This is a genomic window from Streptomyces sp. NBC_01235 (genome assembly GCF_035989285.1).
GTDB lineage: Bacteria > Actinomycetota > Actinomycetes > Streptomycetales > Streptomycetaceae > Streptomyces.
The window spans coordinates 9,704,238-9,726,900 of record NZ_CP108513.1 but is presented as its reverse complement, the minus strand read 5'-3'; the positions used below and the strand labels follow the sequence as shown (position 1 = coordinate 9,726,900).

Annotated in this window: 22 protein-coding genes; 4 read left to right on the top strand and 18 right to left on the bottom strand. The window is 72.5% G+C overall.

Annotated features, from left to right (window positions below):
- From OG289_RS43785 to OG289_RS43725, 13 genes are all read right to left on the bottom strand, one after another.
- On the bottom strand, nt 1-333 hold the full coding sequence (locus OG289_RS43785) for an NAD(P) transhydrogenase subunit alpha (protein WP_327319574.1): 333 nt from the start codon (nt 331-333) through the stop codon (nt 1-3).
- On the bottom strand, nt 330-1,445 hold the full coding sequence (locus tag OG289_RS43780) for an NAD(P) transhydrogenase subunit alpha (RefSeq protein ID WP_327319573.1): 1,116 nt from the start codon (nt 1,443-1,445) through the stop codon (nt 330-332). The genes OG289_RS43785 and OG289_RS43780 overlap by 4 nt, the downstream gene beginning before the upstream one ends.
- A gap of 58 nt (nt 1,446-1,503) precedes the next feature.
- Nucleotides 1,504-2,517 (bottom strand): zinc-dependent alcohol dehydrogenase, encoded by a 1,014-nt coding sequence (locus OG289_RS43775; protein ID WP_327319572.1) that lies wholly within the window; start codon nt 2,515-2,517, stop codon nt 1,504-1,506.
- A 12-nt stretch (nt 2,518-2,529) separates the two neighbouring features.
- Nucleotides 2,530-2,898, bottom strand: a complete 369-nt coding sequence (locus OG289_RS43770; RefSeq protein ID WP_327319571.1) for a DUF779 domain-containing protein — start codon at nt 2,896-2,898, stop codon at nt 2,530-2,532.
- A 16-nt stretch (nt 2,899-2,914) separates the two neighbouring features.
- Entirely contained in the window at nt 2,915-4,435 is a 1,521-nt protein-coding gene (locus OG289_RS43765; RefSeq protein WP_327319570.1) for an aldehyde dehydrogenase family protein, read from the bottom strand.
- 54 nt (nt 4,436-4,489) lie between these two features.
- Complete coding sequence (locus OG289_RS43760) at nt 4,490-5,815, bottom strand: GAF domain-containing protein (protein WP_327319569.1); 1,326 nt, start codon at nt 5,813-5,815, stop codon at nt 4,490-4,492.
- Between the two features lie 405 nt (nt 5,816-6,220).
- Nucleotides 6,221-7,039 carry a universal stress protein gene (locus tag OG289_RS43755; protein ID WP_327319568.1) on the bottom strand — a complete coding sequence of 273 codons (819 nt, stop codon included), beginning with the start codon at nt 7,037-7,039 and terminating at the stop codon, nt 6,221-6,223.
- A gap of 135 nt (nt 7,040-7,174) precedes the next feature.
- Nucleotides 7,175-8,185: an Acg family FMN-binding oxidoreductase gene (locus OG289_RS43750; protein WP_327319567.1), complete on the bottom strand. Its 1,011-nt coding sequence runs from the start codon at nt 8,183-8,185 to the stop codon at nt 7,175-7,177.
- Between the two features lie 59 nt (nt 8,186-8,244).
- Nucleotides 8,245-9,141 (bottom strand): universal stress protein, encoded by an 897-nt coding sequence (locus OG289_RS43745; RefSeq protein ID WP_327319566.1) that lies wholly within the window; start codon nt 9,139-9,141, stop codon nt 8,245-8,247.
- Between the two features lie 30 nt (nt 9,142-9,171).
- A complete protein-coding gene (locus tag OG289_RS43740; protein WP_327319565.1) occupies nt 9,172-10,074 on the bottom strand; it encodes a universal stress protein in 903 nt (300 codons plus the stop codon).
- A 121-nt stretch (nt 10,075-10,195) separates the two neighbouring features.
- Nucleotides 10,196-12,565 (bottom strand): glycoside hydrolase family 65 protein, encoded by a 2,370-nt coding sequence (locus tag OG289_RS43735; protein ID WP_327319564.1) that lies wholly within the window; start codon nt 12,563-12,565, stop codon nt 10,196-10,198.
- Entirely contained in the window at nt 12,562-12,714 is a 153-nt protein-coding gene (locus OG289_RS43730; protein WP_327319563.1) for a hypothetical protein, read from the bottom strand. The genes OG289_RS43735 and OG289_RS43730 overlap by 4 nt, the downstream gene beginning before the upstream one ends.
- A gap of 31 nt (nt 12,715-12,745) precedes the next feature.
- On the bottom strand, nt 12,746-13,621 hold the full coding sequence (locus OG289_RS43725; RefSeq protein ID WP_327319562.1) for a universal stress protein: 876 nt from the start codon (nt 13,619-13,621) through the stop codon (nt 12,746-12,748).
- 197 nt (nt 13,622-13,818) lie between these two features.
- On the opposite strand from OG289_RS43725, the gene OG289_RS43720 reads away from it, so the two are divergent.
- Together OG289_RS43720 and OG289_RS43715 are read left to right on the top strand one after the other, a co-directional pair.
- Nucleotides 13,819-14,547, top strand: coding sequence for a CBS domain-containing protein (locus OG289_RS43720; protein WP_327319561.1), 729 nt, complete (start codon nt 13,819-13,821; stop codon nt 14,545-14,547).
- 66 nt (nt 14,548-14,613) lie between these two features.
- A complete protein-coding gene (locus OG289_RS43715; RefSeq protein ID WP_327319560.1) occupies nt 14,614-14,835 on the top strand; it encodes a hypothetical protein in 222 nt (73 codons plus the stop codon).
- A 194-nt stretch (nt 14,836-15,029) separates the two neighbouring features.
- Here the strand turns inward: OG289_RS43715 and OG289_RS43710 are convergent, their stop codons facing one another.
- The 4 genes from OG289_RS43710 to OG289_RS43695 all read right to left on the bottom strand — a co-directional run bounded on the left by OG289_RS43710 (nt 15,030) and on the right by OG289_RS43695 (nt 18,711).
- Nucleotides 15,030-15,944, bottom strand: coding sequence for a universal stress protein (locus OG289_RS43710; RefSeq protein WP_327319559.1), 915 nt, complete (start codon nt 15,942-15,944; stop codon nt 15,030-15,032).
- 128 nt (nt 15,945-16,072) lie between these two features.
- Nucleotides 16,073-16,270 (bottom strand): hypothetical protein, encoded by a 198-nt coding sequence (locus OG289_RS43705; RefSeq protein WP_327319558.1) that lies wholly within the window; start codon nt 16,268-16,270, stop codon nt 16,073-16,075.
- Between the two features lie 159 nt (nt 16,271-16,429).
- On the bottom strand, nt 16,430-17,965 hold the full coding sequence (locus OG289_RS43700; protein WP_442819037.1) for a sensor histidine kinase: 1,536 nt from the start codon (nt 17,963-17,965) through the stop codon (nt 16,430-16,432).
- Nucleotides 17,962-18,711, bottom strand: a complete 750-nt coding sequence (locus OG289_RS43695) for a response regulator transcription factor (protein ID WP_327319557.1) — start codon at nt 18,709-18,711, stop codon at nt 17,962-17,964. The genes OG289_RS43700 and OG289_RS43695 overlap by 4 nt, the downstream gene beginning before the upstream one ends.
- Before the next feature lie 241 nt (nt 18,712-18,952).
- Between OG289_RS43695 and OG289_RS43690 the strand changes: the two genes are divergently transcribed.
- Both OG289_RS43690 and OG289_RS43685 read left to right on the top strand, forming a co-directional pair.
- Complete coding sequence (locus OG289_RS43690) at nt 18,953-20,305, top strand: ferredoxin reductase family protein (protein ID WP_327319556.1); 1,353 nt, start codon at nt 18,953-18,955, stop codon at nt 20,303-20,305.
- A gap of 7 nt (nt 20,306-20,312) precedes the next feature.
- Nucleotides 20,313-20,798, top strand: a complete 486-nt coding sequence (locus OG289_RS43685) for an FMN-binding protein (RefSeq protein ID WP_327319555.1) — start codon at nt 20,313-20,315, stop codon at nt 20,796-20,798.
- A gap of 12 nt (nt 20,799-20,810) precedes the next feature.
- Here the strand turns inward: OG289_RS43685 and OG289_RS43680 are convergent, their stop codons facing one another.
- Nucleotides 20,811-22,529 (bottom strand): GAF domain-containing sensor histidine kinase, encoded by a 1,719-nt coding sequence (locus tag OG289_RS43680; protein ID WP_327319554.1) that lies wholly within the window; start codon nt 22,527-22,529, stop codon nt 20,811-20,813.
- Nucleotides 22,530-22,663: the final 134 nt, after the last annotated feature.

The following is a 22,663-nucleotide window of genomic DNA, read 5'->3' as shown; positions in this document are numbered from 1 at the left end:
TCACACCTCCGCCTTCTCTTGCGTTCCGGAAGTCTTCTTCTCCGCCGCCGGCCGGGCCTTGAACATCTCCAGCATCCGGTCCGTGACGACGTATCCGCCGACGACGTTCATCGCGCCGAAGACCATGGCCACGAAGGCCAGGACGTAGCCGAGCCAGGTGTGCGACTCCGCCGCGATCAGCATGGCGCCGACGACGACGATGCCGTGCACCGAGTTGGAGCCGGACATCAGCGGGGTGTGCAGGGTCGCGGGGACCTTGCTGATGACCTCGATGCCGACCAGCACGCTCAGTACGAACACGGTGATCGCGGTGAGGAGGTCGAGGTCGTTCATGACGTTTCACCTCCCATGAGGGCGCCCGTGATCTCGTCGGCCGGGTCGAGGACGAGTTCGCCCTCGCGCACCAGGTGGCGCAACAGGGCGACGAGGTTGCGGGCATAGGCCGTGGACGCGGCGGTGGCCATCGCGGAGGGCAGGTGGCCCGCGCCGATGACGGTGACCCCGTTGTCCAGGACGGCGGTCTTGTCGGGTTCGGAGTCCTCGACGTTGCCGCCGAGTTCGCTCGCGGCGAGGTCGACGACGACCGAGCCGGATTGCATCCGCTCCAGCACGGACGCGGTCACCAGCAGCGGCGGCTTGCGTCCGGGAACCTGGGCGGTCGTGATGACGATGTCGGAGCGGGCGATGTGCGCGTCGAGCGCCGCGCGCTGGGCCTGCTGCTCGGCCTCGGTCAACTCCCGTGCGTAGCCTCCCCGTTCGGCGCCCGGTTCTCCGTCCGGCGGGCGCTGGACGTCGAGGAACCGGGCGCCGAGGGACTCCACCTCCCCTCGTGACGCGGGGCGTACGTCGTACGCCGTGACGGCGGCGCCGAGGCGGCGGGCCGTGGCGATGGCCTGCAGTCCGGCCACTCCGGCGCCGAGGACCAGGACCTGCGCCGGGCGCATGGTGCCCGCCGCGGTGGTCAGCATCGGGAGGAAACGGTCGTAGGAGTCGGCGGCGAGCAGGGCGGCCTTGTAGCCGGCGACATTGGCCTGGGAGGTCAGCGCGTCCATGGACTGGGCGCGGCTGAGGGTGCGCGGCAGCAGGTCGAGGCTCACCGTGCGCACTCCGCGTCCGGCCAGTTCCCCGACCAGGGCAGGGTGCCGCAGCGGTTCGAGCAGGCCGATCAGGGTCTGACCGGCGCGCAGCGCCCCCGCGGTCTCCGGGTCGGGCGCCGCCACGCACAGGACGGCGTCCGCCCGTGCGTAGAGCTCCTGCGGGGGTACGACGCTCGCGCCGGCGTCCGTGTAGTCGGCGTCGGTGAACCAGGCTCCCGAGCCCGCCCCGGTCTCGACCAGGACGTCGAGCCCGGCCCGGCGCAGGAGGGTGACGGCCTCGGGGACGAGGGCGACCCGGCGTTCGCCGGGAGCCCGCTCCCGTACGGCACCTACGGTGACGGTGGCCATGGTGTGCTGCCTCTCCCTGTGGCCCGGTGGGTGCCGGGCCACAGACCTCTCGGAACTGTCAGAACTCGAAGACGAGCCGTGCTTCGGCCCGTCCGCCGAGGACTTCGTCGAAGGAGTCGTTGACCTCCTCCAGGCGCCGGGTCTCGGCGATGACCTGGGTGCGTCCGACCGCGTGCAGCGCGAACACCTCGGTCAGGTCCTGGCGGGTGCCGACGATGGAACCGATGACGGAGATGCCACCGATGACGGTCTCGAAGATCGGCACGTTGATCGACGCGTTGTCGGCGGGCAGCGCGACCATGACCAGGCGTCCTTTGGGGTTGAGCGACCTGTAGGCCTGCTCGAAGGCCCTGGGCGCCGCGGCGAGCACGATCGCCACGTCCGCTCCGCCGGACTTCCTGATCTCCTCGACCGGGTCGTGGGTGCGGGCGTTGACGAGTTCGTCGGCGCCGAGCCGGTGGGCCATGCCGAGCTTGTCCGGTTCGAGGTCGACGGCCGTGACCAGGCCGCCGACGAGGCGCGCGTACTGCACCGCGAGGTGGCCGAGTCCCCCGACGCCGAACACGGCGACGCGTTCGGCCGGAACCACGTTCGCGACCTTCACGGCCTTGTACGTGGTGACGCCCGCGCAGGTCAGCGGTGCCGCGTCGAGAGACGACACGCCGTCGGGCACGCGGACGACCGCGCCCGCGTTGGCGACGGTGTACTCGGCGTAGCAACCGTCCACGGAGTAGCCGGAGTTGACCTGCGACCGGCACAGGGTCTCCCAGCCGGAGACGCAGTAGCGGCAGGTGCCGCAGGACGAGCCGAGCCAGGGGACGGCGACCCGCTTGCCGAGGAGCGCCTCGGAGACGCCGGCGCCGACGGCCTGGACGGGGCCGACGCCCTCGTGGCCGGGGATGAACGGGGGATGCGGCTTGACGGGCCAGTCGCCGTGGGCCGCGTGGATGTCGGTGTGGCAGAGCCCGGAGGCCTCCATGCGGACGAGTACCTGTCCGGGGCCGGGCTCGGGGACGGGCAGGTCCTGGATCTCCAGGGCCTTGCCGAATTCGGTGACCACTGCTGCCTTCATTTTCTCTGCTCCTCAACTGCTCCGGCGCCGGGGCGCCTTGATCCGGGTGACGAAGTGCAGCCCGTCTCCGGCCGCGAGGGAGAAGCCGCCCGGCGTGCCCGGTTCGACGTCCAGAAGGAGGAACGGGCGGCCGAGCGCCTCGTACAGGTCGGCGTTGATGTGGAAGGTGCAGCCGTGCACCACTCCGACGAGCATGTCGCCCTCCCCCAGGGCGAATTCCCCGCCGGGGAAGCACATCGGGTCGCTGCCGTCGCAGCAGCCACCGGACTGGACGAACATCACCGGTGCGCCCTGGGCGGCGCGCAGGGCCTCGATGGCCTTGCGGGCCGCCCGGGTGACGGTGACACGTCCCGCGGTGCCGTTCTCGACGTTCGCGAGCATGTCGTCGCGCTCCTTCCTAGAACAGCCCGAGCGGCTTGGTGCCGTAGCTGACCAGGAGGTTCTTGGTCTGGCTGTAGTGCTCGAGCATCATCTTGTGGTTCTCGCGGCCGATGCCGGAGACCTTGTAGCCGCCGAACGCGGCACCGGCGGGGTACTGGTGGTAGCAGTTCGTCCAGACCCGGCCCGCCTTGATGGCGCGGCCCATGCGGTAGGCACGGGCGCCGTCGCGGGTCCACACGCCGGCGCCGAGGCCGTACAGCGTGTCGTTGGCGATCTCGAGGGCCTCGGCCTCGTCCTTGAAGGTGGTGACCGCGAGGACGGGTCCGAAGATCTCCTCCTGGAAGACCCGCATCTTGTTGTCGCCCTTGAGAAGGGTCGGCTCGTAGAAGTAGCCGTTCGCGAACTCCCCGCCGAGCGTGGGCCGGTGGCCGCCGATCAGCAGTTCGGCACCCTCCTTGACGCCGATCTCGACGTACGAGGCGATCTTCTCGACCTGCTGCTTCGACACCTGGGGGCCGATCATGGTCTCGGTGTCGAGCGGGTCGCCCTGCTTGATGGCGCGGATCCGCTCCAGGCAACGGCCCATGAACTCCTCGTAGATGTCCTCCTGGATGAGTGCGCGGGAGGGGCAGGTGCAGACCTCGCCCTTGTTGAACGCGTACAGGACGAGTCCTTCGACGGCCTTGCTGAGGAAGTCGTCGTCGGCTGCGGCCACGTCGTTGAAGAAGATGTTCGGCGACTTGCCGCCCAGCTCCAGGGTGACCGGGATGATGTTCTGGGACGCGTACTGCATGATCAGACGGCCCGTGGTGGTCTCACCGGTGAAGGCGACCTTGGCGATGCGCTTGTTGGTGGCGAGCGCCTTGCCGATCTCGGCACCGGGGCCGTTGACGACGTTGAGGACGCCGGGCGGCACGATGTCGCCGACGACCTCCATGAGCTTCAGGATCGACCAGGGGGTCGGCGACGCGGGCTTGATCACCGTGCAGTTGCCGGCGGCGAGGGCGGGTGCCAGCTTCCACGCGGCCATCAGCAGCGGGAAGTTGAACGGGATGATCTGTCCGACCACGCCGAGCGGCTCGTGGAAGTGGTAGGCGATCGTCTCCTTGTCGATCTCGGTGATCTCGCTCTCCTGCGCGCGGATCGCGGCGGCGAAGTAGCGGAAGTGGTCGGCGGCGAGCGGGATGTCGGCGGCCAGGGTCTCGCGGACCGGCTTGCCGTTCTCCCAGCTCTCGGCGACGGCGAGTTCCTCGCGGTGGGCGTCGATGGCGTCCGCCATCTTGTTCAGGACCGCGGCGCGCTGGGCCGTGGAGGCCTCGCCCCACTTGTCCTTGGCGGAGTGGGCGGCGTCGAGGGCGAGTTCGATGTCCTCGGGTCCCGACTTCGGGATCTCGCAGATGAGCTTGGCGGTGGCGGGGCACAGATTGGGCGTGTACTGGCCCGTGGTGGGCGCCTGCCACTTGCCGCCGACGAAGTTCTCGTAGCGGGGCGCGACGTCCACGACGCTGCCCGGTGTGCCCGGAGGCTGGTACTTCATGACCGTCTCCTTTTCTTCTCTTTCCGCTCACGACGAGGGGTGATGTGCAGCACGCTAGGAGTGGGAACGCTGCAACACCGCTGCATGCGGGCGGAGCTGGGGGAACGCGGCAGCGCCGAGGTCGAGCGCGCCGGCCCTGGCGGCTGCCGCGGCGCGCTGCGGCGAGCCGCCCGGGAGCGAGCGGGCGAGCACCGTCCAGGCGGTGACGTCGTCGGCTCCCCAGGACGCGCCGACCCAGCGGCGCAGCAGTCCGGCGTCACCGCTGCCGAGGACGGCCCCGCGCAACTGCTGCTCCAGGCAGCGGCGGTGCTCCACGACGACCGGCGCCTCGGACCGCGGCAGAAGCGGGCCGGGATAGCGGGCGAGCGCCTCACCCACCCGGCCCTCGGCCAGCAGTCGGGAAACGTCGTCGAAGTCGGTCCGCACGGGTCGAAGCAGCGCGTACGGGCGGGACCCGAGCAGGTCCGGGCCCAGCACGGCACGCAGCCGGGTCATCTCGGCGCGCAGCGTCGAGGCGGGCACCTCGCGTTCCGAGAGTTCCACCGCGAGGCTGTCGCCTGCCATGCCCCGGCCTGCCAGAGCCAGCGCCAGCACGATCTCGCTGTGCCGCGGACTGAGGTGGAGCACTCGGCCCGCGCACTCCAGCAGGGCGCCGTCCCGGCCCAGCGCCCACAGGCGCACCTCTGCCGGAGGTACCGTTTCTTCACGGTGCACGTGCCCGTCCGGCCCGAGGAGGGGCGCGAGCGGCATCCGGGCGAGCTGCGCCTCGGCCACCAGCGCGGCGGCTCGCACCGCGGCGAGGGCCGGCGGCGTGGCGATGGTGGGCCCGCCGGACAGGTCGACCACGCCGAGCACGCGGCCGGTGGCGGGGTCGCGCACCGGGGCGGCGGCACAGGACCAGGCGTATACGGCCGCGCTGTAGTGCTCGCCCCTCACGATCTGGACGGGGCGGCCCAACTCCAGTGCGGTGCCGGGGGCGTTGGTGCCGGCCTGTCCCTCCGACCAGACGGCTCCCTCGACGAAGTGCATGCGCGCGGCCCGTCTCATGGCCCCGGTGTCCCCCTCGATCCAGAGCAGGGCTCCGTCGGCGTCGGCGACCGCGAACACATGCCCGTCGTCGGCCGCACCGGGACCCAGAAGTTCGCGGAACAGGGGCAGTACGACGGCGAGGGGATGGGCTCGGCGGTAGGTGCTCAGTTCCTCGGACGCCCAGCGCATGGGCGGCGGGCTGCTGCCGTCGGGACGTACGCCGCGTGCCCGGCAGCGCCGCCATGAGTCGGTCACGAGACCCCGCACACCCGGCTCATGGTCGGGCGAGGCCACGAACCGCTCGTGGGCGGCTCGCAGCGCGGAGAGCGAGGCGTCGCTGGAAGCGTCCATGGCATCTCCCGTGTGCCTTCCTGCCGACCCCGGCACGAGGTCATGCCGGGAGAGTGCCGACCCAGCCCCCAGGCTCGTGCGGCGAATTGACCAGTGGAATGGGCCGAACAGCCGGAACATACGGCCGTACGGCCCTAGGTGCGCGGAAAGCCTCACTCGGCGGCCGGTCGGCGCCGGGGTCCGGCGGCACAGTGCCGAGGACGCCGTCGGCCCAAGGGACGTGGACGGCAACGGTCTGCACGGCGAGAACACCGGCAGGACAGAGCGTCCCCGCCGAGGTCGGCCACGTCGGGATGCGGCAGCCGGCCCTGACATGCTGTCTCCGTCGCGCACGCCTTCCGCACCCTCCGGCGCATCACCCGATCCCCCGCAACACGCGGGAACCGATGCCCACCTGACCAAGCGTTACCGGTCCTGCGCGTGGATCACCGCGACGGGGCAGTCGGCGTGCCGCAGGGCCGCTCGGCTGACCCGGGCCGGCCAGGCGGTCGCCGATCCGCCCCGGCCGCGTGTGCCGATCACGACGAGCTGGGCGTGCGTGCTCGCCTCGACGACCGCTCGGCGCGTCCCGCCCCGGACGCGGGGACGACGCACGCTGATGTCCGGATACTGCTTCCGCAGCGCGGCCAGCGTGTCGTCGGGCCGGTCCTGGGGCTGACCATGACGCGTCCCGGACCCGTTCAGCACCACCACGTCCGTTCCCCGGGCCGACGCTTCGGCGAAGGCGAACTCGGCCGCTCCCCGGCCGACGTGTCCGTGGTCGCAGGCGAGCACGACGGGACCGGCCGGGTCCGGCCTGCCCCGCACCATCAGCACCGGAGGACCTCCGTGGGCGGACAGCCGCAGGGCGACCGAGCCGCGTCGCCCTCCTGCGGAGCGGCTCGCCGGCCGGCTGCCGACGACGGTGAGCGACGCGCCGCGCGACTCGGTTTCCAGCACCGTCAGGGGTTCACCCATGAGGACCGTGTGCGTGATGCGCAGGCCGGGCGCGGCGACGCGGGCCCGGCGCTCGGCCTCCGTCAGCGCGCCGTCGGCCGAGCCGCCCGCCCCGACCGCGCCCGGATCCCACGGGGACACGCCCGGCGGCACCTGGGCCGCGGACCACTCGAAGGCGTGTGCCAGCCGCAGCTCCACCCCCAACCGGTCCGCCTCCCGTGCGGCGGCCTCCACCGCGGCCAGGCTCGACGCCGAGCCGTCCACTCCCACCAGTACAGGGCCGTTCATGACGGCTCCCCCTTTCCCCTCGTACCGCCTCAGGTGACCCCAGGCTGTCCTTCGAAGGGGCGCTCCGGCAGGGGCCGGTCGGGTCCGTGAAGCGCACCGTCCGGCCCTGTCCGTCCAGGACCCGCGGCCCGCGGCTCAGGCGAGGGCGGCGCCCGCCACCCTGAGCACGTCCGTGACCGGACGGCGGGGCAACTGCCGTACACACCGCGGATACCCGAGGCGGAGGATCATCTGCGGGAAGGCCCCGCCGCTGAGCGTCTGGCGGATCCTCCCCCGCAGGGAGGGAACCTCCAGCGGCTGTGTGCAGAAGGCCGCCATGACTCCATGGCCGGCCGCTTCGAGCAGGACCCGCTGGAGGGCTTCACCCGCCCGCAGCCAGGCAGCCGGGTCGTCGTGGTCCGTGCTGAGTATCACGACCAGTCCCTGTCCTCTTCCCGAGGGCCGGCCACCCGCAGGCGCCGAGAACATCCGCGTGAGGCCGGCGTAGTCCCGCCCGGCGAAGACCGTGGCGTCCGGATGGGTCACGTCCGCGTCGACGGGGATGCCGTCGCACCGTGGCTCACCGGGCCACCAGGTCCACCGCGCCTGCTCGGCGGCGTACTCCGGACGGGATCTGCGGGCGTCCTCGGCGCTGCGAACCAGCTCGGCCAGATGCCGTCTGCTCGCCCGGTCGGCGACGAGATCCAGCGTGGCGCCGGCACGGCGCGCGTGCCCGCGCAGGACGTCGGGCAGCGACGGGGGCAGCGGATCCGCCAGGAACGGCCCGCGCACCGTCCGGCGTCGCCGCAACGCACCGAACAGGCGCTCGTCCTCGGGCGCCGGGCGCCGGTAGGCACCCCACGCCACCCGGGCCAGGAACGCCGGGTCCGCCGGGCGCGGAAAGCACTCGACGACCGGGTTGAAGCCCAAGTGGCGTACGGCGAGCCGGATGTTGAACAGGGCAGCCCCACAGCTGATCGTCATCTCCCTGCCGCGAGGGTCGGCGAGAAGAAGTCTCCGGGCACCGTCCGCGTGCACCTCGACACCCCTGTCGTCGTCCTCGGCAACGAAGGTCCAGGGCTGCGTGTTGTACGGAGACGGAGCGGTGACGGCGGCTCGGACCAGGTACGCGGATGCGTGGCAGGGGTCTGCGTGAACGTCGGACATGATCGGGAACACACCTTTCTCCAGCTCGGGTCCGCAGCCGTCGAGGCCTGAAGTCGCCCTCAGTCGTGCGGGACCAGCGCGACCGGCCGGGTCACGTGGTGGAGCAGCGCGTGGGCCACCGGACCGGTGTGCGTACCGACCGCGGCCCGCCGCCGACGACGGCCCACCACCAGCAGTCCGGCGCCGCCCGCGGCACGTACGAGGACGTGGGCCGCGCGGCCCTCGTGGAGGTTCTCCCGGACGACCACGTCGGGATACTTCGCGCGCCATGGTGCGAGCAGCTGCGTGAGTTCGCGCTCGGCCTCCTCCCGGATCCGCGTGCGCTCCTCGACGCCGGGGACGGCGCTGGTGAGCGGCACGTGCCAGGCGTGCACGGCTCGCAGTGGCGCCTTGCGGAGTTCGGCCGCGTGGAACGCGAAGTCGAGGACGTCGTCGCAGGACGCGCCGATGTCGACGGCGACCGCGACGTCACGGTGGGGAGTGTCGGCCGAGGCCTTTCCCGAACCGTCGGGGAGGTGTTCGTCCGCCGCCGTCTCGCCCGCCCGGACGAGGACGACGGGCCGGTCGACGTGGGCCACGGTGGCCATGGCCACCGACCCCGACATGAAGCCGCCGAGCCCGCCCGTCCCCTGGCTTCCGATGACCAGCAGTTCCGCGTTCTCCGCCTCGGCGAGGAGCGCGGGACCGGGCGGCCTGCGCACCTGCTCGGCGGCGATGTACAGCCCCGGGTACCGATCGTTCAGTAGTTCGAGGGCTGCGCGCAGCACCCGCCGCGCGTGGTACTGCGGGGCCCGGATCTCGGGCAGGGCCGCGTCGGCGTCGTCGTCGGGCAGGCCCTCCCAGGCGTGCACCAGACGGAGCGGCAGTCCTCGGCGAAGGGCTTCCCTGGCCGCCCAGTCGGCCGCGGCGAGGCTTTCCTTCGAACCGTCCAGACCGGCCACGACGTGCCTCGTCATGACCGTCACCTCCTTCGGTCGGAAGCTCCGCTAGATATGGGGGACGACGGCCACGGGGCAGCCGACGTGGTGGATCGCGGCGTGGGTGACGGGTCCGGTGCGGGGGCCGAGCGGGCGTTCGGCGAGGCGGTGGCCGACGACGAGGAGACTCGCTCCGGTCGAGGCCCTCACCAGCGCGGTCGTGGGCTTGTCGTCCACCACCGTCTCCAGGACCTCCACGTCGGGGTACTTGTCGCGCCATACCTGGAGCACGGCCTTGAGGAAGCCCAGCCATTCCTCGCCCTGCCAGGAATCCTGCTCCAGAGCGATGTCGCCGGGGCCGAGGCCGACCGGGCCGGCCGCGTGCCAGGCGTGCACGGCCCGCAGCCGCGCGTGCCGGAGCCGGGCCGCCTCGAAGGCGAACTCGATGACCTCGTCGCAGGCGTCGTCGAGGTCGATGGCGAGCACCACGTCCCGGTAGCCGGTGTCCGTCGAGGCGCTTTGGTCGCCTGTCGGCACGTGTTCGTCCGCCGCCTCCTCGTCCGCCCGGACCAGGACGACGGGGCGCGTGGCCTTCGCGACCACGCCGAGTGCGACGGAGCCCACCAGGAATCCGGTGAAGCCGCTCAGTCCGCGCGAGCCCAGGACCATCAGGTCGGCCTGGTCCGCGGCCTTCAGCAGGGCGGCGACGGCCGGGCCCTCCATCTGCTCGTCGGTGAGGCGCACGTCCGGGCACTCGGCGCGGACGCGATCCTCCGCCTGGCGCAGGGAACGCCGGGCCAGATGCCGCTGGGCGGCTCCCGCGATCTCGCGTTCCTGCTGGCGGGGGTGCCAGTCCCAGGCGTGCACCAGGCGCAGTGGCCGGTCGCGTCGCTCGGCCTCGCGGGCCGCCCATGCGGCGGCGGCCAGGCTCTCGGCGGATCCGTCGACTCCGGCGACAACGGGGGAAAGCATGTCGGCACCTCCAGCGCTCGGTCTGTCATGCACTACCAGCGTCGCGCCGCGGCCGGTGCGGGGGCAGAGGCTGCCCGGTCCCCTCGGGGGGCCGTCCGGCCCCTCTGCGTGACGCCGACCGTCAGTCCGTAAGGACGAGGTGGCACCTCTCGCCCGGCGGTACGCAGACCGCCCGGTCCGGCAACCGGATGTCGATCGGTGAGCGGTCGGACGGCGGCACCGTCACCTCCAGTCCTCCGCGCTCCAGGCGCAGCCGCACGCCCCAGTGCCCCTGGTAGCGGAGGGAGAAGCCGTAGGCCGACAGCTCCGGCAGCGGCACCGGATCGAGCCACAGCGCGCCGGCCCGGGTCTCCAGTCCGGTCAGTCCCCGCTGGACGAGGTCGAGGGTGCCGGCCATGGCGCCCAGGTGGATGCCCTCGCCGGTGGTGCCACCCTGCAGGTCGGCGATGTCGCCGCGCAGGGCCTCCTGGCAGTACGCCCACGCCTCGGCGCGCCGGGCACGGGCGAGGACCCAGCCGTGGACCAGGCCGCTGAGTGTGGAGCCGTGGCTGGTGCGCAGGAGATAGTGGTCGACCGTCCGGCGCCAGATGTCGTCGTCCAGGCGATGGCCCAACCGTCCGAAGAGGCCCTGGAGTTCGTAGGGCGAGAAGAGGTAGCCGAGCATGAGGACGTCGGCCTGCTTGGACGCCTTGTAGCGGTTGACGGTGTCGCCCTCCGCCTCCAGGATCCGGTCCAGGCGCCGGATGTCGCCGTACCGCGCGCGGTAGTCCTCCCAGTCGAGTTCGGCGAGGTCGCCATAGCCCTCGAACTGGCTGACGACACCGTCGTGGAAGGGTACGTGGAGGGTGCGCGAGACGCCCTCCCACTGTTCGAGTTCGCCGTCGTCCAGGCCGGTGCGCTCGGCGAGTTCGCGCCGCCGGGGTTCCGGCAGGGCCCGCAGTACCTCCAGGGCGCGGGTGAGCACCCAGGCGGCGGTGACGTTGGTGTACGCGTTGTCGTCGAGACCGGGCCGCCGCGCGTCGGGATAGGCGTCGTGGTACTCGTCGGGTCCCATCACGCCCCGGATGCGGTGCCGGCCCAGTTGCTCGTCCCAGGTCGCCGAATCGGCCCAGAAACGGGCGATCTGGAGCAGCATCTCGGCGCCCTTGGTGTGCAGGAACTCGGTGTCTCCACTCGCCTCGCAGTACTGCCACACGTTGTACGCCACCGCCGAGCCGACGTGCCGCTGGAGCCGTGAGTGATCGGGCAGCCAGCGCCCCGAGCGGGGGTTGAGGTGGAGTTCCTGCGTCTCCTCGCGTCCGTCGCTGCCGCTCTGCCAGGGGTACAGCGCACCGCGCCGGCCGATCGCGCGGGCGGCGGCACAGGCCCGTTCGAGGCGGCGGTGACGGTAGCGGAGCAGGGCGCGGGAGACTTCCGGGAAGTGCAGGTTGAGGTACGGCAGCACGAACAGCTCGTCCCAGAAGACATGGCCGCGATACGCCTCCCCGTGCAGCCCCCGGGCCGGTACGCCGACGTCGAGGTCCGCCGTGTGCGGGGAGAGGGTCTGCAGGACGTGGAAGAGGTGCAGCCGCAGGATGTCGCCGGCCTCCCCGGGGACGTTCAGTTCGGCCCGTCGCCACAGCTGGTCCCAGGCCGTCAGATGGTTGTCGAGCAGCTCGTCGAAGACGGGCGCCGCTCCGACCCGGTCGATCGCGGCGTCCAGCGGGTCGCTGATGGCGGGATCGCGGGAGGTGTGCAGGGCGACGGTCTTGTCGACCGTGACGGTACGGCCGGGCAGCAGCCTCAGGCGCACGCGCCGGCCGACGCACGGTGCCTCGTGCCAGGTGGTGACCGGCCCGTCGGCGGTCAGCCTGAACGCCATGCCGATGCGGATGTCGGAGGTGCGGGTCCGGCACCGCAGCCACACCGTGTCCGGCTCGACGGATCCGGTGTGCACCCGGGTCAGGTGACGCCCGTCCAGGTCCCGGTAGCGCGCGACGCCGGAGTTGGTGACGCCGCCGTCCAGTGCCGCCTCCACGTCGAGGTCCCCGGCGAACCCCTCGGCCGTGAACTCGGTGCGCAGGGCCGCCAGATGGGGATCGGCCATGTGCACGAGCCGCTGCTGGCGTACCGTCAGCGCGCGCCCGTCACCCAGCGCGTACCGCGACCGGCGCTCCAGCAGCCCCGAGGCCAGGTGCAGCACCTGGCCGTGCTCCAGCAGTTCCGCGGTGTCCGGGGTGAGCCACTGCTGCCCGGCGAGGCGGAACCGGAGCGGCAGCCAGTTCGGGACGTTGACCAGGTCCTCGTTCTCCACCCGGCGCCCCGCGACCTGAGTCGTGAGGCGGTCGTAGCAGCCGGCCACGTAGGTGCCGGGACAGTGCACGTCGTCCGCGACGCACTCCGGCAGCGCCCCTCGCGTGGCGAAGTAACCGTTGCCCAGCGTGCACAGCGACTCCCTCAGGCGCTCTTCCGCCGGGTCGTAGCCGTGGTACTCCCACGTCCAGCCCGTCACCGCCGTACTCCCTCGGCACCGGCGGCGAGCGGTTCTCCGAGGTCGCGCACGACGATGCCGGCGCCGTGTGGCCGAAGCCTGTGAAAGGCGGCGGCACCGTCGAGCCGGGACGTGCCGTCCGCGTTGCGCGGGTAGTCGTCAGCCGTCATCACTCCCCCTACGGGCGGGCACGTACAACGATCACATCGTCTGCGGCACGACTGCCACCGGGCAGTCGGCGTGGTGGAGCAGCGTGTGGCTCACCCGGCCGAGCTGCAGTCCGAGGTGGCCGTGCCTGCGCCGGGCCCCGACGACCACCAGGTCGGCGGCGGCCGAGCGGCGCACGAGGACGCTGTGGGCCGGGCCCTCGACCGTGACCCGCCGCACCCGGACATCCGGATGGTCGACCAGGGCGTCCCGCAGCAGCGCGTCGAGCAGGGCCGACGCCCGTTCCTCGTGCCGACGCACCGGTTCGTCCGCGAGCGCGGGATCGTCGGCGCTCTCGCGCGCGGGACAGCGCCAGGCACGGACGACGTCGAGGGTGCATCCGCGTGCCTCGGCCTCGCGGAAGGCGAAGCGCGCGGCCTCCGTGCCGGTCACGGGCTCGGCCGCGCCCAGCAGGACCCGCTCGTGGGAGCCGGCCAGGGCCGCCGTGTCGCCCCGGACCACGATCACCGGGCAGTGCGCGCGGGCCGCCACGGCCAGCCCGACCGAGCCGAGGAGCAGGCCCTTCAGCTCACTGCGGCCGCGCGATCCCGTCACCAGGGCGAAGGCGTTGTTCCCCTCGCGCAGGAGAGCGTCCACCGGCTCGTCGGGAACGATGTCGGTGGTGACCTTCGCATCGGGGTCGCGCCGGCCCGCGCGCTCGGCCGCGGAGGCGACGAGGTTCTCCGCGAGCACGCGCTCGGACGATCGGCTGAGGCGGTGGGACGGGGTGGCTCGCTCGTAGCTCTCCCAGAGGGAGGCGTGCACGAGCCTCAGCGGGAGACCGTGCCGGGCGGCCTCGTCCACTGCCCAGTCGACCGCCGTCAGGCTCCCGTCGGATCCGTCGACGCCCACGACCAGGGGGAGTGTCATCGTCCCCACCGCCTTCCCTACAGCACAGGGGTCCACCTTCACGGTCCCACCGGTCGGCGGACCGCACGAGGGGCGGATGGGCCCTTGGCGGGGACATTCGGCCCCTGTGGCCCGCGGGCCGGTGGCCGGAAGCTGAAGTCGCGGACCCATAAGGGGAGTTCGCGACCAGCGACACGCAGGGAAGCGAGGCTCACGTCATGAAGCCCACGAGGACAGGCGCTCTCATGGTCGACGACGTCGTCACCGCGCGGTGCGACACGCCGTTCAAGGAAGTGGTACGCCTGCTCGAAGAGCACGGCATCAGCGGGCTCCCGGTGATCGACGAGGACCGCAAGGTCATCGGTGTGATCTCCGAGACCGACCTCGTGCTGCGTCAGGCTCGCGAGCCGGAGTCCGCCGGAGTCCGGGCGCGCTGTCGGCGCCTGCTCAGCGGCCGTGCCCGGCACGCCGCCGCGAAGAACCGTGCGAGGACGGCCGGCGGGGTGATGTCGACGCCCGCCGTCACGGTGCGCGCCGACGCCACGGTCGCCGAGGCCGCCCGGCTCATGACGGAGCACCGTGTCGAGCGGCTGCCCGTGGTGGACGAGGAGGGCACGCTCGCCGGCATCGTCACGCGCCGGGACGTGCTCCAGGTCTTCCTGCGCACCGACGACGAGATCCAGCAGGACGTGCAGCGGGAGGTCTTCCTCAACACGCTCTGGCTGGCCCCGCACACCGTCGAGGCGACCGTGCGGGACGGTGTGGTCACGCTCACCGGTCAGCTGGAACGGCGCAGCGAGATCCCCGTCGCGGTCGGCATGACGGGGCGGCTGGACGGCGTGGTGGACGTCGTCGACCACCTCTCCTACCGCATCGACGACAAGCCCGCGCAACCCACCGGCCTGGCCGTGCACGGCGTCGCCGACGACTGGCTGCGCAAGCTCTGAACCGGTGCTCCGGCGCCGGTCACCTCCCGGGTCGCATCGGGGAGTACGGAAGAAAGGACAACGGTCATGATCGCCATCCTTCTGGTCGTCGCCACCGTGCTGGGCGCCTGCCTGGTGTTCGGCTACAGCTCGTTCGTCGTCGGCTTCTCACTGATGGCGGTCGGCATCCTGGGACTCATCGCCTTCCTGTCGACGCCGGGCGCGGTCCTGCGCCCCGGTGAGCGGGAGTTCGTCGAGGAACGGCACTACTTCGGCAAGAACGACGACCACCGGGAGTTCCGGAAGTGATCGTCGCCGTTCGCGACCCGTCGAGCGCGACAGTGTGCGTGGCCGGTGGTCCACCGGCCACGCACACCTGATGCGGCGCGACGCGCCCTGTCTCAGCCGCGCCGCACCCGGCTGGTCCCGGTCCTCCCTTCTCCTGAGGGACCGGGACCGTGAAGCCGGAACACACCCGCTTCCACGCGTCAGTCGTGCACGCGTCAGTCGTGCGGGACCACCGCCACCGGCGCGGAGGCGTGCTGGAGCACCGCGTGCGTCACCGGGCCGATGCGTCCGCCGACCAGCGCCTGGCGCTTCTTCCGCCCGACGACGACCAGTGAGGCGTCCCGCGAGGCGTGCACGAGATGGCGGCCGGCGCCGCCGATGACGCCCTGCTCCCGCACCTCCACGCCGGGGAACTTGTCCTTCCACGGCCGCAGGAAGTCGCTGAGTCCGTGCCGGGCCTCCTCCGCCAGTTCGGCCTCGAGATCCGGCTCCAGGACGGTGGCGTGGCCGTAGACGGCCGCGGGGTTCCAGCCGTGGACCACCCGCAGGCCGGCCGCGCGCCGCCGGGCGGCCTCGAACGCGAACTCGACGACGGCGTCGGCCGGGTTCTCCACGTCCAGTCCCAGCACGACGTCGCGGTAGGGAGTGGTGATCGCCCCGGCACCCGCGGCGTCCGGCAGATGCTCGTCCTCGGCGCGCTCACCGGCCCGCACGAGGACGACGGGCCGTTCCGCGCGCGCCACCACGGTGAGCGCGACGGAGCCGACCAGGAACCCCGTCACCGTACCGAGGCGTCGGGATCCCAGGACCAGCAGTTCGGTGTCCTCCGCGGCGGTCAGCAGGGCCGGGACGGGCTCCTCCTCGGTCTGCCGGGTGGTGATCCGCAGACCGGGGTGGCGCTCCGTGAGCCGTGACTCCGTCTCGCGCAGCAGGTGGGCCGCCCACTCGCGCTGGGCGTCGAGCGCGCCTGGGTCCGGAACCCCCGTGAAGGGCACGTACAGAGGGCGCAGCGGGTCCCCGGCATGCAGGAGACGCAGGCGCGTCTCTCGTTGTACCGCTTCGCGAGCGGCCCAGTCTGCGGCTGCGAGGCTTTCGGGCGAGCCGTCGAGGCCGACGGTGATGGCGAGCATGTGCGGACCTCCTTCAGGGATGCACCGTCAGTCTCCGAGCCACGCGCCGGGGGCAGGAGGGGCCAGAGGTCCCCGGCCCAAGCCGATCGGCCCCCCGGGCCAGGGGCCCGCGGGGGCCGCCGGGCGCGTCAGGAGTGCACCGACACGCGGTGGTTGTCGCGCTGCGGCCGGTGCGGCGTCCGTGGCGGCGTCCGGTGGGCCCGGCGGCGCAGCAGCCGGACGGCGACACCGTCGAGGGCCGCGGTGAGGACACAGGTCAGGCCCACCGCCAGCACGAGCAGTACCGCGAACCGTTCCCAGAATTCCGGTGTGAGACTGGTACCCACTGTGCTCGCCCTCCCTGGTCGGATCGTTCTCCCTGCCAACAGCGAACTCCGCCACAGCTCGGGGCGCATGAGCCGAGAGGGCCGGACGGGGGTGCGGAACAGCCCTTGCACCGTGGGGCCGCACGGGCCCCTGCCTTCCCGGAGGACAACGGCTTGTGATCACCCGTCGCCGGTGGGGAGCCGTACGGTGAAGGTGGTCGATCCCGGGCCGCTGTCGAGGGTGACGCCTCCGCCGTGGGCCTCTGCCACCGCCGCCACGATCGACAGGCCGAGACCGGCGCCGGTGCCGCCGCCCGTGTCCTCCGTGCGGCGACGCTCCCCGTGGGTGAAGCGCTCGAAGACCCTTGGCTGAACGTCCGCGGGGACGCCGGGGCCGTCGTCGTGGACCTTCAGCACCGCCGTTTCGCCGTCGGTCTCCAGCGAGATGGTCACCGTGCTGCCGACGGGCGTGTGCAGGCGGGCGTTGGCCAGCAGGTTGGCCAGCACCTGATGGAGCCGGTGGGCGTCGCCCGGCACCGTCACCGGCTCCTCGGACAGCTCCAGCGTCCAGCGGTGTCCGGGGCCGGCGGCCTGCGCGTCCGTCACGGCGTCCAGGACCAGGCGGGTCAGGTCGACGGAAAGGCGTTCCAGGGGGCGGCCCGCGTCGAGGCGGGCGAGGAGCAGCAGGTCGTCGACCATCTCGCCCATGCGGGCCGCTTCCGCCTCAATGCGTTCCAGGGCCCGCACCACCTTGTGCGGGACCGGGCCCGGGTGCAGCAGCGCCAGTTCCGCGTGGCCGCGGACCGATGCCACGGGCGTACGCAGCTCGTGGCTGGCGTCGGCGGCGAAACTGCGCAGCCGCTCCTCGCTCGCGTGCCGTTTGGTCAGCGCGTCCTCGACGTGGCCGAGCATCGTGTTGAAGGCGCTGGCAACCCGTCCGACCTCACTGCGCGGGTCGGCCTCGGGCGCGCGCGGCCAGACATCCACCTCGCCGCTGGAGAGCGGCAGCCGGCTGACCCGCGTGGCGGTCGCGGCCACCCGGCTGAGCGGTCGCAGCGACCAGCGCACCCACAGTGCTCCCGCGACGCCGGCGACGGCGAGCGCCGCGCCGAAGACGACTGCGGCGACGAGTACCAGCCGGTGGACGGTGGCCTCGACGGACTCCGTCGGCAGCCCGACGATCAGGACGTCGCCGTCCCTGCCCTCGGCCGCCATCACGCGGTAGTCGCCCAGCTCCGAGAGATCGATCGGGTGCCCGTCGCCGTCGGTCGGCACCGCGGCGAGCCTTCTCCTGTCCGCGGCGTCGAGCGCGACGTTCAGCGCACCCGTGCCCGTGCTGGAGCCCACCACCTCGGCGTTGGTGACCGTGTCGCCGACCAGCCGGGCTCCGAAGGTGCCGACGGTCTGACGGCGGGTGTCACCGTCACCGTCCTCGTCGCCGTCGTGGTCCGACGGCCGGCTCACGCCGTGTTCCAGGCTCGCCGGGAACCGTACGCCCGCCTCGCGCAGCTGCTGGTCGAGACGGCCGGTGAGAAAGCCGTGGAGTGCCACCACCGCTGCCACCCCGACGGCCGCGCAGCTGACCGCGAGCAGCACGACGAGGCCGGCGGTCAGCCGCGCCCGCAGCGTGTGCGGCCGGGGCAGGCGCGCCGTCCACCGCCTCGCCCCGCGCCGGAGCGGATGGCGCGCGAGGCGCTGCCGCAGCCCCGCCCTCACCGGGCCACCGGCTTGAGCACGTATCCGGAGCCCCGCACCGTGTGGATCATGGGCGGGCGGCCCGCGTCCACCTTCTTGCGCAGGTAGGAGATGTAGAGCTCGACGACGTGGGCCTGCCCGCCGAAGTCGTAGGACCACACGCGGTCGAGGATCTGCGCCTTGCTGAGCACGCGTCGCGGGTTGCGCATGAGGAAACGCAGGAGTTCGAACTCGGTCGGGGACAGCTCGATCAGTTCGCCACCGCGGGTGACCTCGCGGGCCTCCTCGTCCATGACCAGGTCGCCGACGGTCAGCCGCGGCCCGTCCTCCGCCTGCCGGGCCATACCGGCCCGGCGCAGCAGTCCGCGCAGACGGGCGACGACCTCCTCCAGGCTGAACGGTTTCGTCACATAGTCGTCGCCGCCCGCCGTGATGCCCGCGATGCGGTCCTCGACGGCGTCCCGTGCGGTCAGGAAGAGCACGCACACGTCGGGGCGCACGGCGTGCAGCGAGCGCAGCACGGCGAAGCCGTCGGTGTCCGGGAGCATGACGTCGAGGACGACGGCGTCGGGCAGCAGCTCACCTGCCTCGGCGACGGCCGAGACGCCGTCGCCCGCCGTGCGCACCTCCCAGCCCTCGTAGCGCAGGGCGCCGGAGAGGACCTCCGCGAGGTCGGGGTCGTCGTCGACGACGAGGACCCGGAGCGGGGCGCCGTCGGTCCGGGTCAGAGCGGGGCGGCCGGAGCCGCGGGGTCGGGGAGTGTTCATCTCAGTTACCAGGATGCGGTCTCTCCGCGTCCCGGGCTGCCTCCTCCACCTCTGAGTTCGCTCTGAGTCCGCTCTGAGTGCGCCGTGCCGCCGCCCCGCTCTGCTCGCCCGGGCGACCCTTCCCACCTGCGGCGGGACCGATCCGCCCCACCGCGCGCTGAGAGCGGGCTCAGAGGTTGCGGCGGCACAGTGTGGTCCCGGACGGCCGAAGGGACGTACGGACAGTCGAAGGGACATGCGGATGACGACGGTGTACGCGCAACGAAGGGTAGCCCCCGCACCTCCGGCGCCGAGGCGTTCCCCCGTGGGCCCCGTGCTCGCCGTCCTGTGGGGCGGCGCAGCCGCCGTGGTCGCCCTGTGGTGGCACGACACGGGGTCGGTCGTGGGTGCCGCGGGCTGGCTGACGGGGGCCGGGCGGATCGCGGGACTGCTGTGCGGGTACGCCTGCGCCGTCCTCGTCGCTCTGATGGCCCGCGTCCCGCTGCTCGAGCGGCGGATCGGGGCGGACCGGGTGACGCGGTGGCACGCGATGGCGGGCCGCTACACCGTCTGTCTGCTGGTGGCGCACGTCGTGCTGATCCTGCTCGGGTACGCCGCTCAGGACGGCTCCTCGCTCCTGGACGAGACACTCACCGTGGTCCTGGACTATCCGGAGATGCTCAAGGCCACCGCCGGCACGGTCATCCTGTTCGCGGTCGGGTTCGTCTCGGCGCGCGCGGTGCGCCGTCGGGTCAGCCACGAGTTCTGGTACTACGTGCACCTCCTCACGTACGCCGCGGTCTTCCTCGCCTTCGGCCACCAGCTCGCCCTGGGGTCCGACTTCATCGGCAGCCCGCCCGCCCAGGCCGCCTGGTACGCGCTGTACCTGGGCGTCGCGGCCCTGGTCGTGTGGTTCCGCATCCTCGCTCCGGTACGCCTCAACCTGCGGCACCGGCTGCGGGTCGACTCCGTGCACAGGGAGGCGCCGGGCGTGTACTCCGTCGTCGTCCGCGGCCGGCGGCTGCAGGAGATGGGCGCGCGGCCGGGGCAGTTCCTGCGCTGGCGGTTCCTCACCGAGGGCATGCGCTGGACCTCCACGCCGTACTCCCTGTCGGCGCCGCCGCGCCCGGACCTGCTGCGCATCACCGTCAAGGCGCTCGGCGACCACAGCGCCGCCGTCCCCCTGCTGCGGCCGGGCACCCGCGTGTGGGCGGAGGGCCCCTACGGGGCACTGACGGCGGACCGGCGGACCGCGCACAAGTCCTTGCTGGTCGCGGGCGGTGTCGGCATCACCCCGCTGCGGGCCCTGTTCGAGACGCTGCCCGGCGATGTCACCCTCCTCTACCGCGCCCGTACGGCCGAGGACCTCGCCCTGGGCGGCGAGCTGGAGGCCGTCGCCCGGTGGCGCGGGGCGAAGGTCCTCTACGCGCTCAACGGCCCGCACGGCGAGCGCCCGGACCTCACGGCCGGCTCCCTGCGTGCGGCCGTGCCCGACCTGGACGCCCACGACGTGTACCTGTGCGGCCCGCACGGGTTCGCGCGGGACCTGTACGAGGCGCTGCGCGCCGCCGGGGTCCCGGACAGCCGTATCCACCACGAGTCCTTCGAGCTGTGAGGCCGTCTTGCACACGTTGAAGAAGAACCGCCCGCTGCGCCGCATCGTGCTGGCGAGCGCCGCGACCGTCTCCGGGATGGTGCTGCTGCTGTCGCTGAAGCCGCACACGACACCGTCCGTCGCCGGGTTGGCGACCTCGCCCGCGCCGTCCAGCAGTTCCAGCACGTCGGGTGGCACGACCGGGTCGGGCGGATCGAGCGGATCGGCGGCCACGGGAACCCAGACCCTCACCGGGGACTCGGTCCAGACCCGCTACGGCCCCGTCCAGGTCCGTGTCACGCTGACGAACGGGAAGATCACCGACGTCACCGCGGTCGAGTACCCACAGGAGAACCCGAGAGATCAGCAGATCAACGCCTATGCCGTCCCACAGCTGACCAGAGAGGTCCTCACGGCCCAGAGCGCCGACATCGACACCGTCTCCGGAGCCACGTACACCAGCGACGGCTACCGCGAGTCACTGCAGTCGGCACTGGACTCCGCGAGCCGCTGACGTCTGCAGGCCCTACGGCTTCGGTGCCGGCACCCGCCACACCAGCGCGGTGCCGCCGCCCTCGGGCTTGCCCAGTTCCAGGCTGCCACCCAACTGCTCGGCGCGTTCCGCCATGTTGCGCAGCCCGCTGCGGCGGCCGCCCTCCGGGATCCCCACGCCGCTGTCGGTGACCGACAGCCGTACCTCCCGCCCGTCCGTCGCCAGGAGCACATCGGCCCGGTCCGCGCGGGCGTGGCGGGCGATGTTGGTCAGGGCCTCGGAGAGCACCGCCACCACGTGGTCGGCGATCTCCTTCGGCACGTCGGTGTCCAGCAGGCCCTCCATGCGGACGCCGGGGGGGAACCCGAGGACCGGCGCGGCCTCCCCGACCACCCGCACGGCGCGGGCCCGCAGGCCGGCCTCCCCCACGCCCTCGCGGGTACGCAGGCCGAAGATCGTCGACCTGATGATCTTGATGGTCTCGTCCAGGTCGTCGACCGCGCGCACGACGCGCTCGGCGGCCTCGTCGTGCTCGATGAAACGGCCCGCGCTCTGCAGCGTCATACCGGTGGCGAACAGCCGCTGGATCGCCAGATCGTGCAGGTCGCGTGCGATACGGTCGCGGTCCTTGAGCACCGCGACCTCCTCGGCGTCCTGGCGGCGTTCCGCCAGCTCCATCGCGACGGCGGCCTGTGCGGCGAAGGCCTGCAAGGTCTCGGCCTCCGTCGCCGAGAACACCGGCCGGCCGACTTCCCGCGCCAGCAGGACCACGCCCCGTGCGCCCGCCTCGCCGGTGCCGATGGGCACGGCCACAGCGGGGCCGAGTCCCCCGAAACGCGGAGGTTCCAGCGAGATGCGCTCGTCGTGGGTGACGTCCTCGGTGGTGACCGGGGTCTCGCCGGAGAAGGCCAGCCCCATCAGGCTCCGGTCCATCGACAGCACGAGCCCCCGGTGCGCCTCGGCGTCCATTCCGACGGCGATCTCCACGACGAGCGACCCGGTGTCCCCCATGGGCAGCGCGACCGCCGCAAGGGCGGATCCGGTGATCTCACCGGCCCGCTCCGCAATCAGAGCGAGCACGTCGGTGCTGTCACCGCCGGACATCAGGCTGTGGGTGACCTCCGCGTTCGCCCGCAGCCAGCGTTCCCGGAGCCGGGACTCCTCGTACAGCCGGGCGTTGTCGATCGCGACTCCGGCCGCCACGGCCAACGTCAGCGTGACCGAGATGTCGTCCTCGTCGAACTGGCCGCCGCCCCGCTTCTCCGTCAGGTACAGATTGCCGAAGATCTGGTCGCGCACCCGGATCGGGACGCCGAGGAAGGTGTTCATCGGCGGGTGGTGCGCCGGGAAGCCGTACGAGGCCGGATGCTCGGAGATCTTCGCCAGGCGCAGCGGCTCCGGATGGCGGATCAGCTCTCCGAGAATGCCGTGGCCCTCCGGATACGGGCCGATCCGGGCGATCTGCTCCTCGCTGACCCCGACGGTGTGAAAGGCCGAAAGCCGCCTGCCGTCCGGGCCGATCACGCCGAGCGCCGCGTACTCCGCGTCGACCAGGGCCGCGGCGGCCTCCACGATGCTGTGCAGGGCCTGCTCCAGATCCAGCTCCCGGCCGACCGACAGCACGGCCTCCAGCAGGCTGTGCACCCGGTCGCGGGTGCCGCGGGCCGCGTCCAGGCGCGCCTGGAGCTCTTCCAGCAGCTCGTCCAGCCTCAGCTGCGGCAGCCGTACGCGGGCCTCCTCGGAGCTTCCCACCGGTCTTCCTCCAGGTCCCCTCAACGCACGGACACCCACCGGTCCGATCATGTGTCACCGTAATGGTTCAGCCGCCGGATGCGGTAGCGAATGGGGCCGACTGCCCAGGACTGCTCCTCAGTGCCCCGAATTCC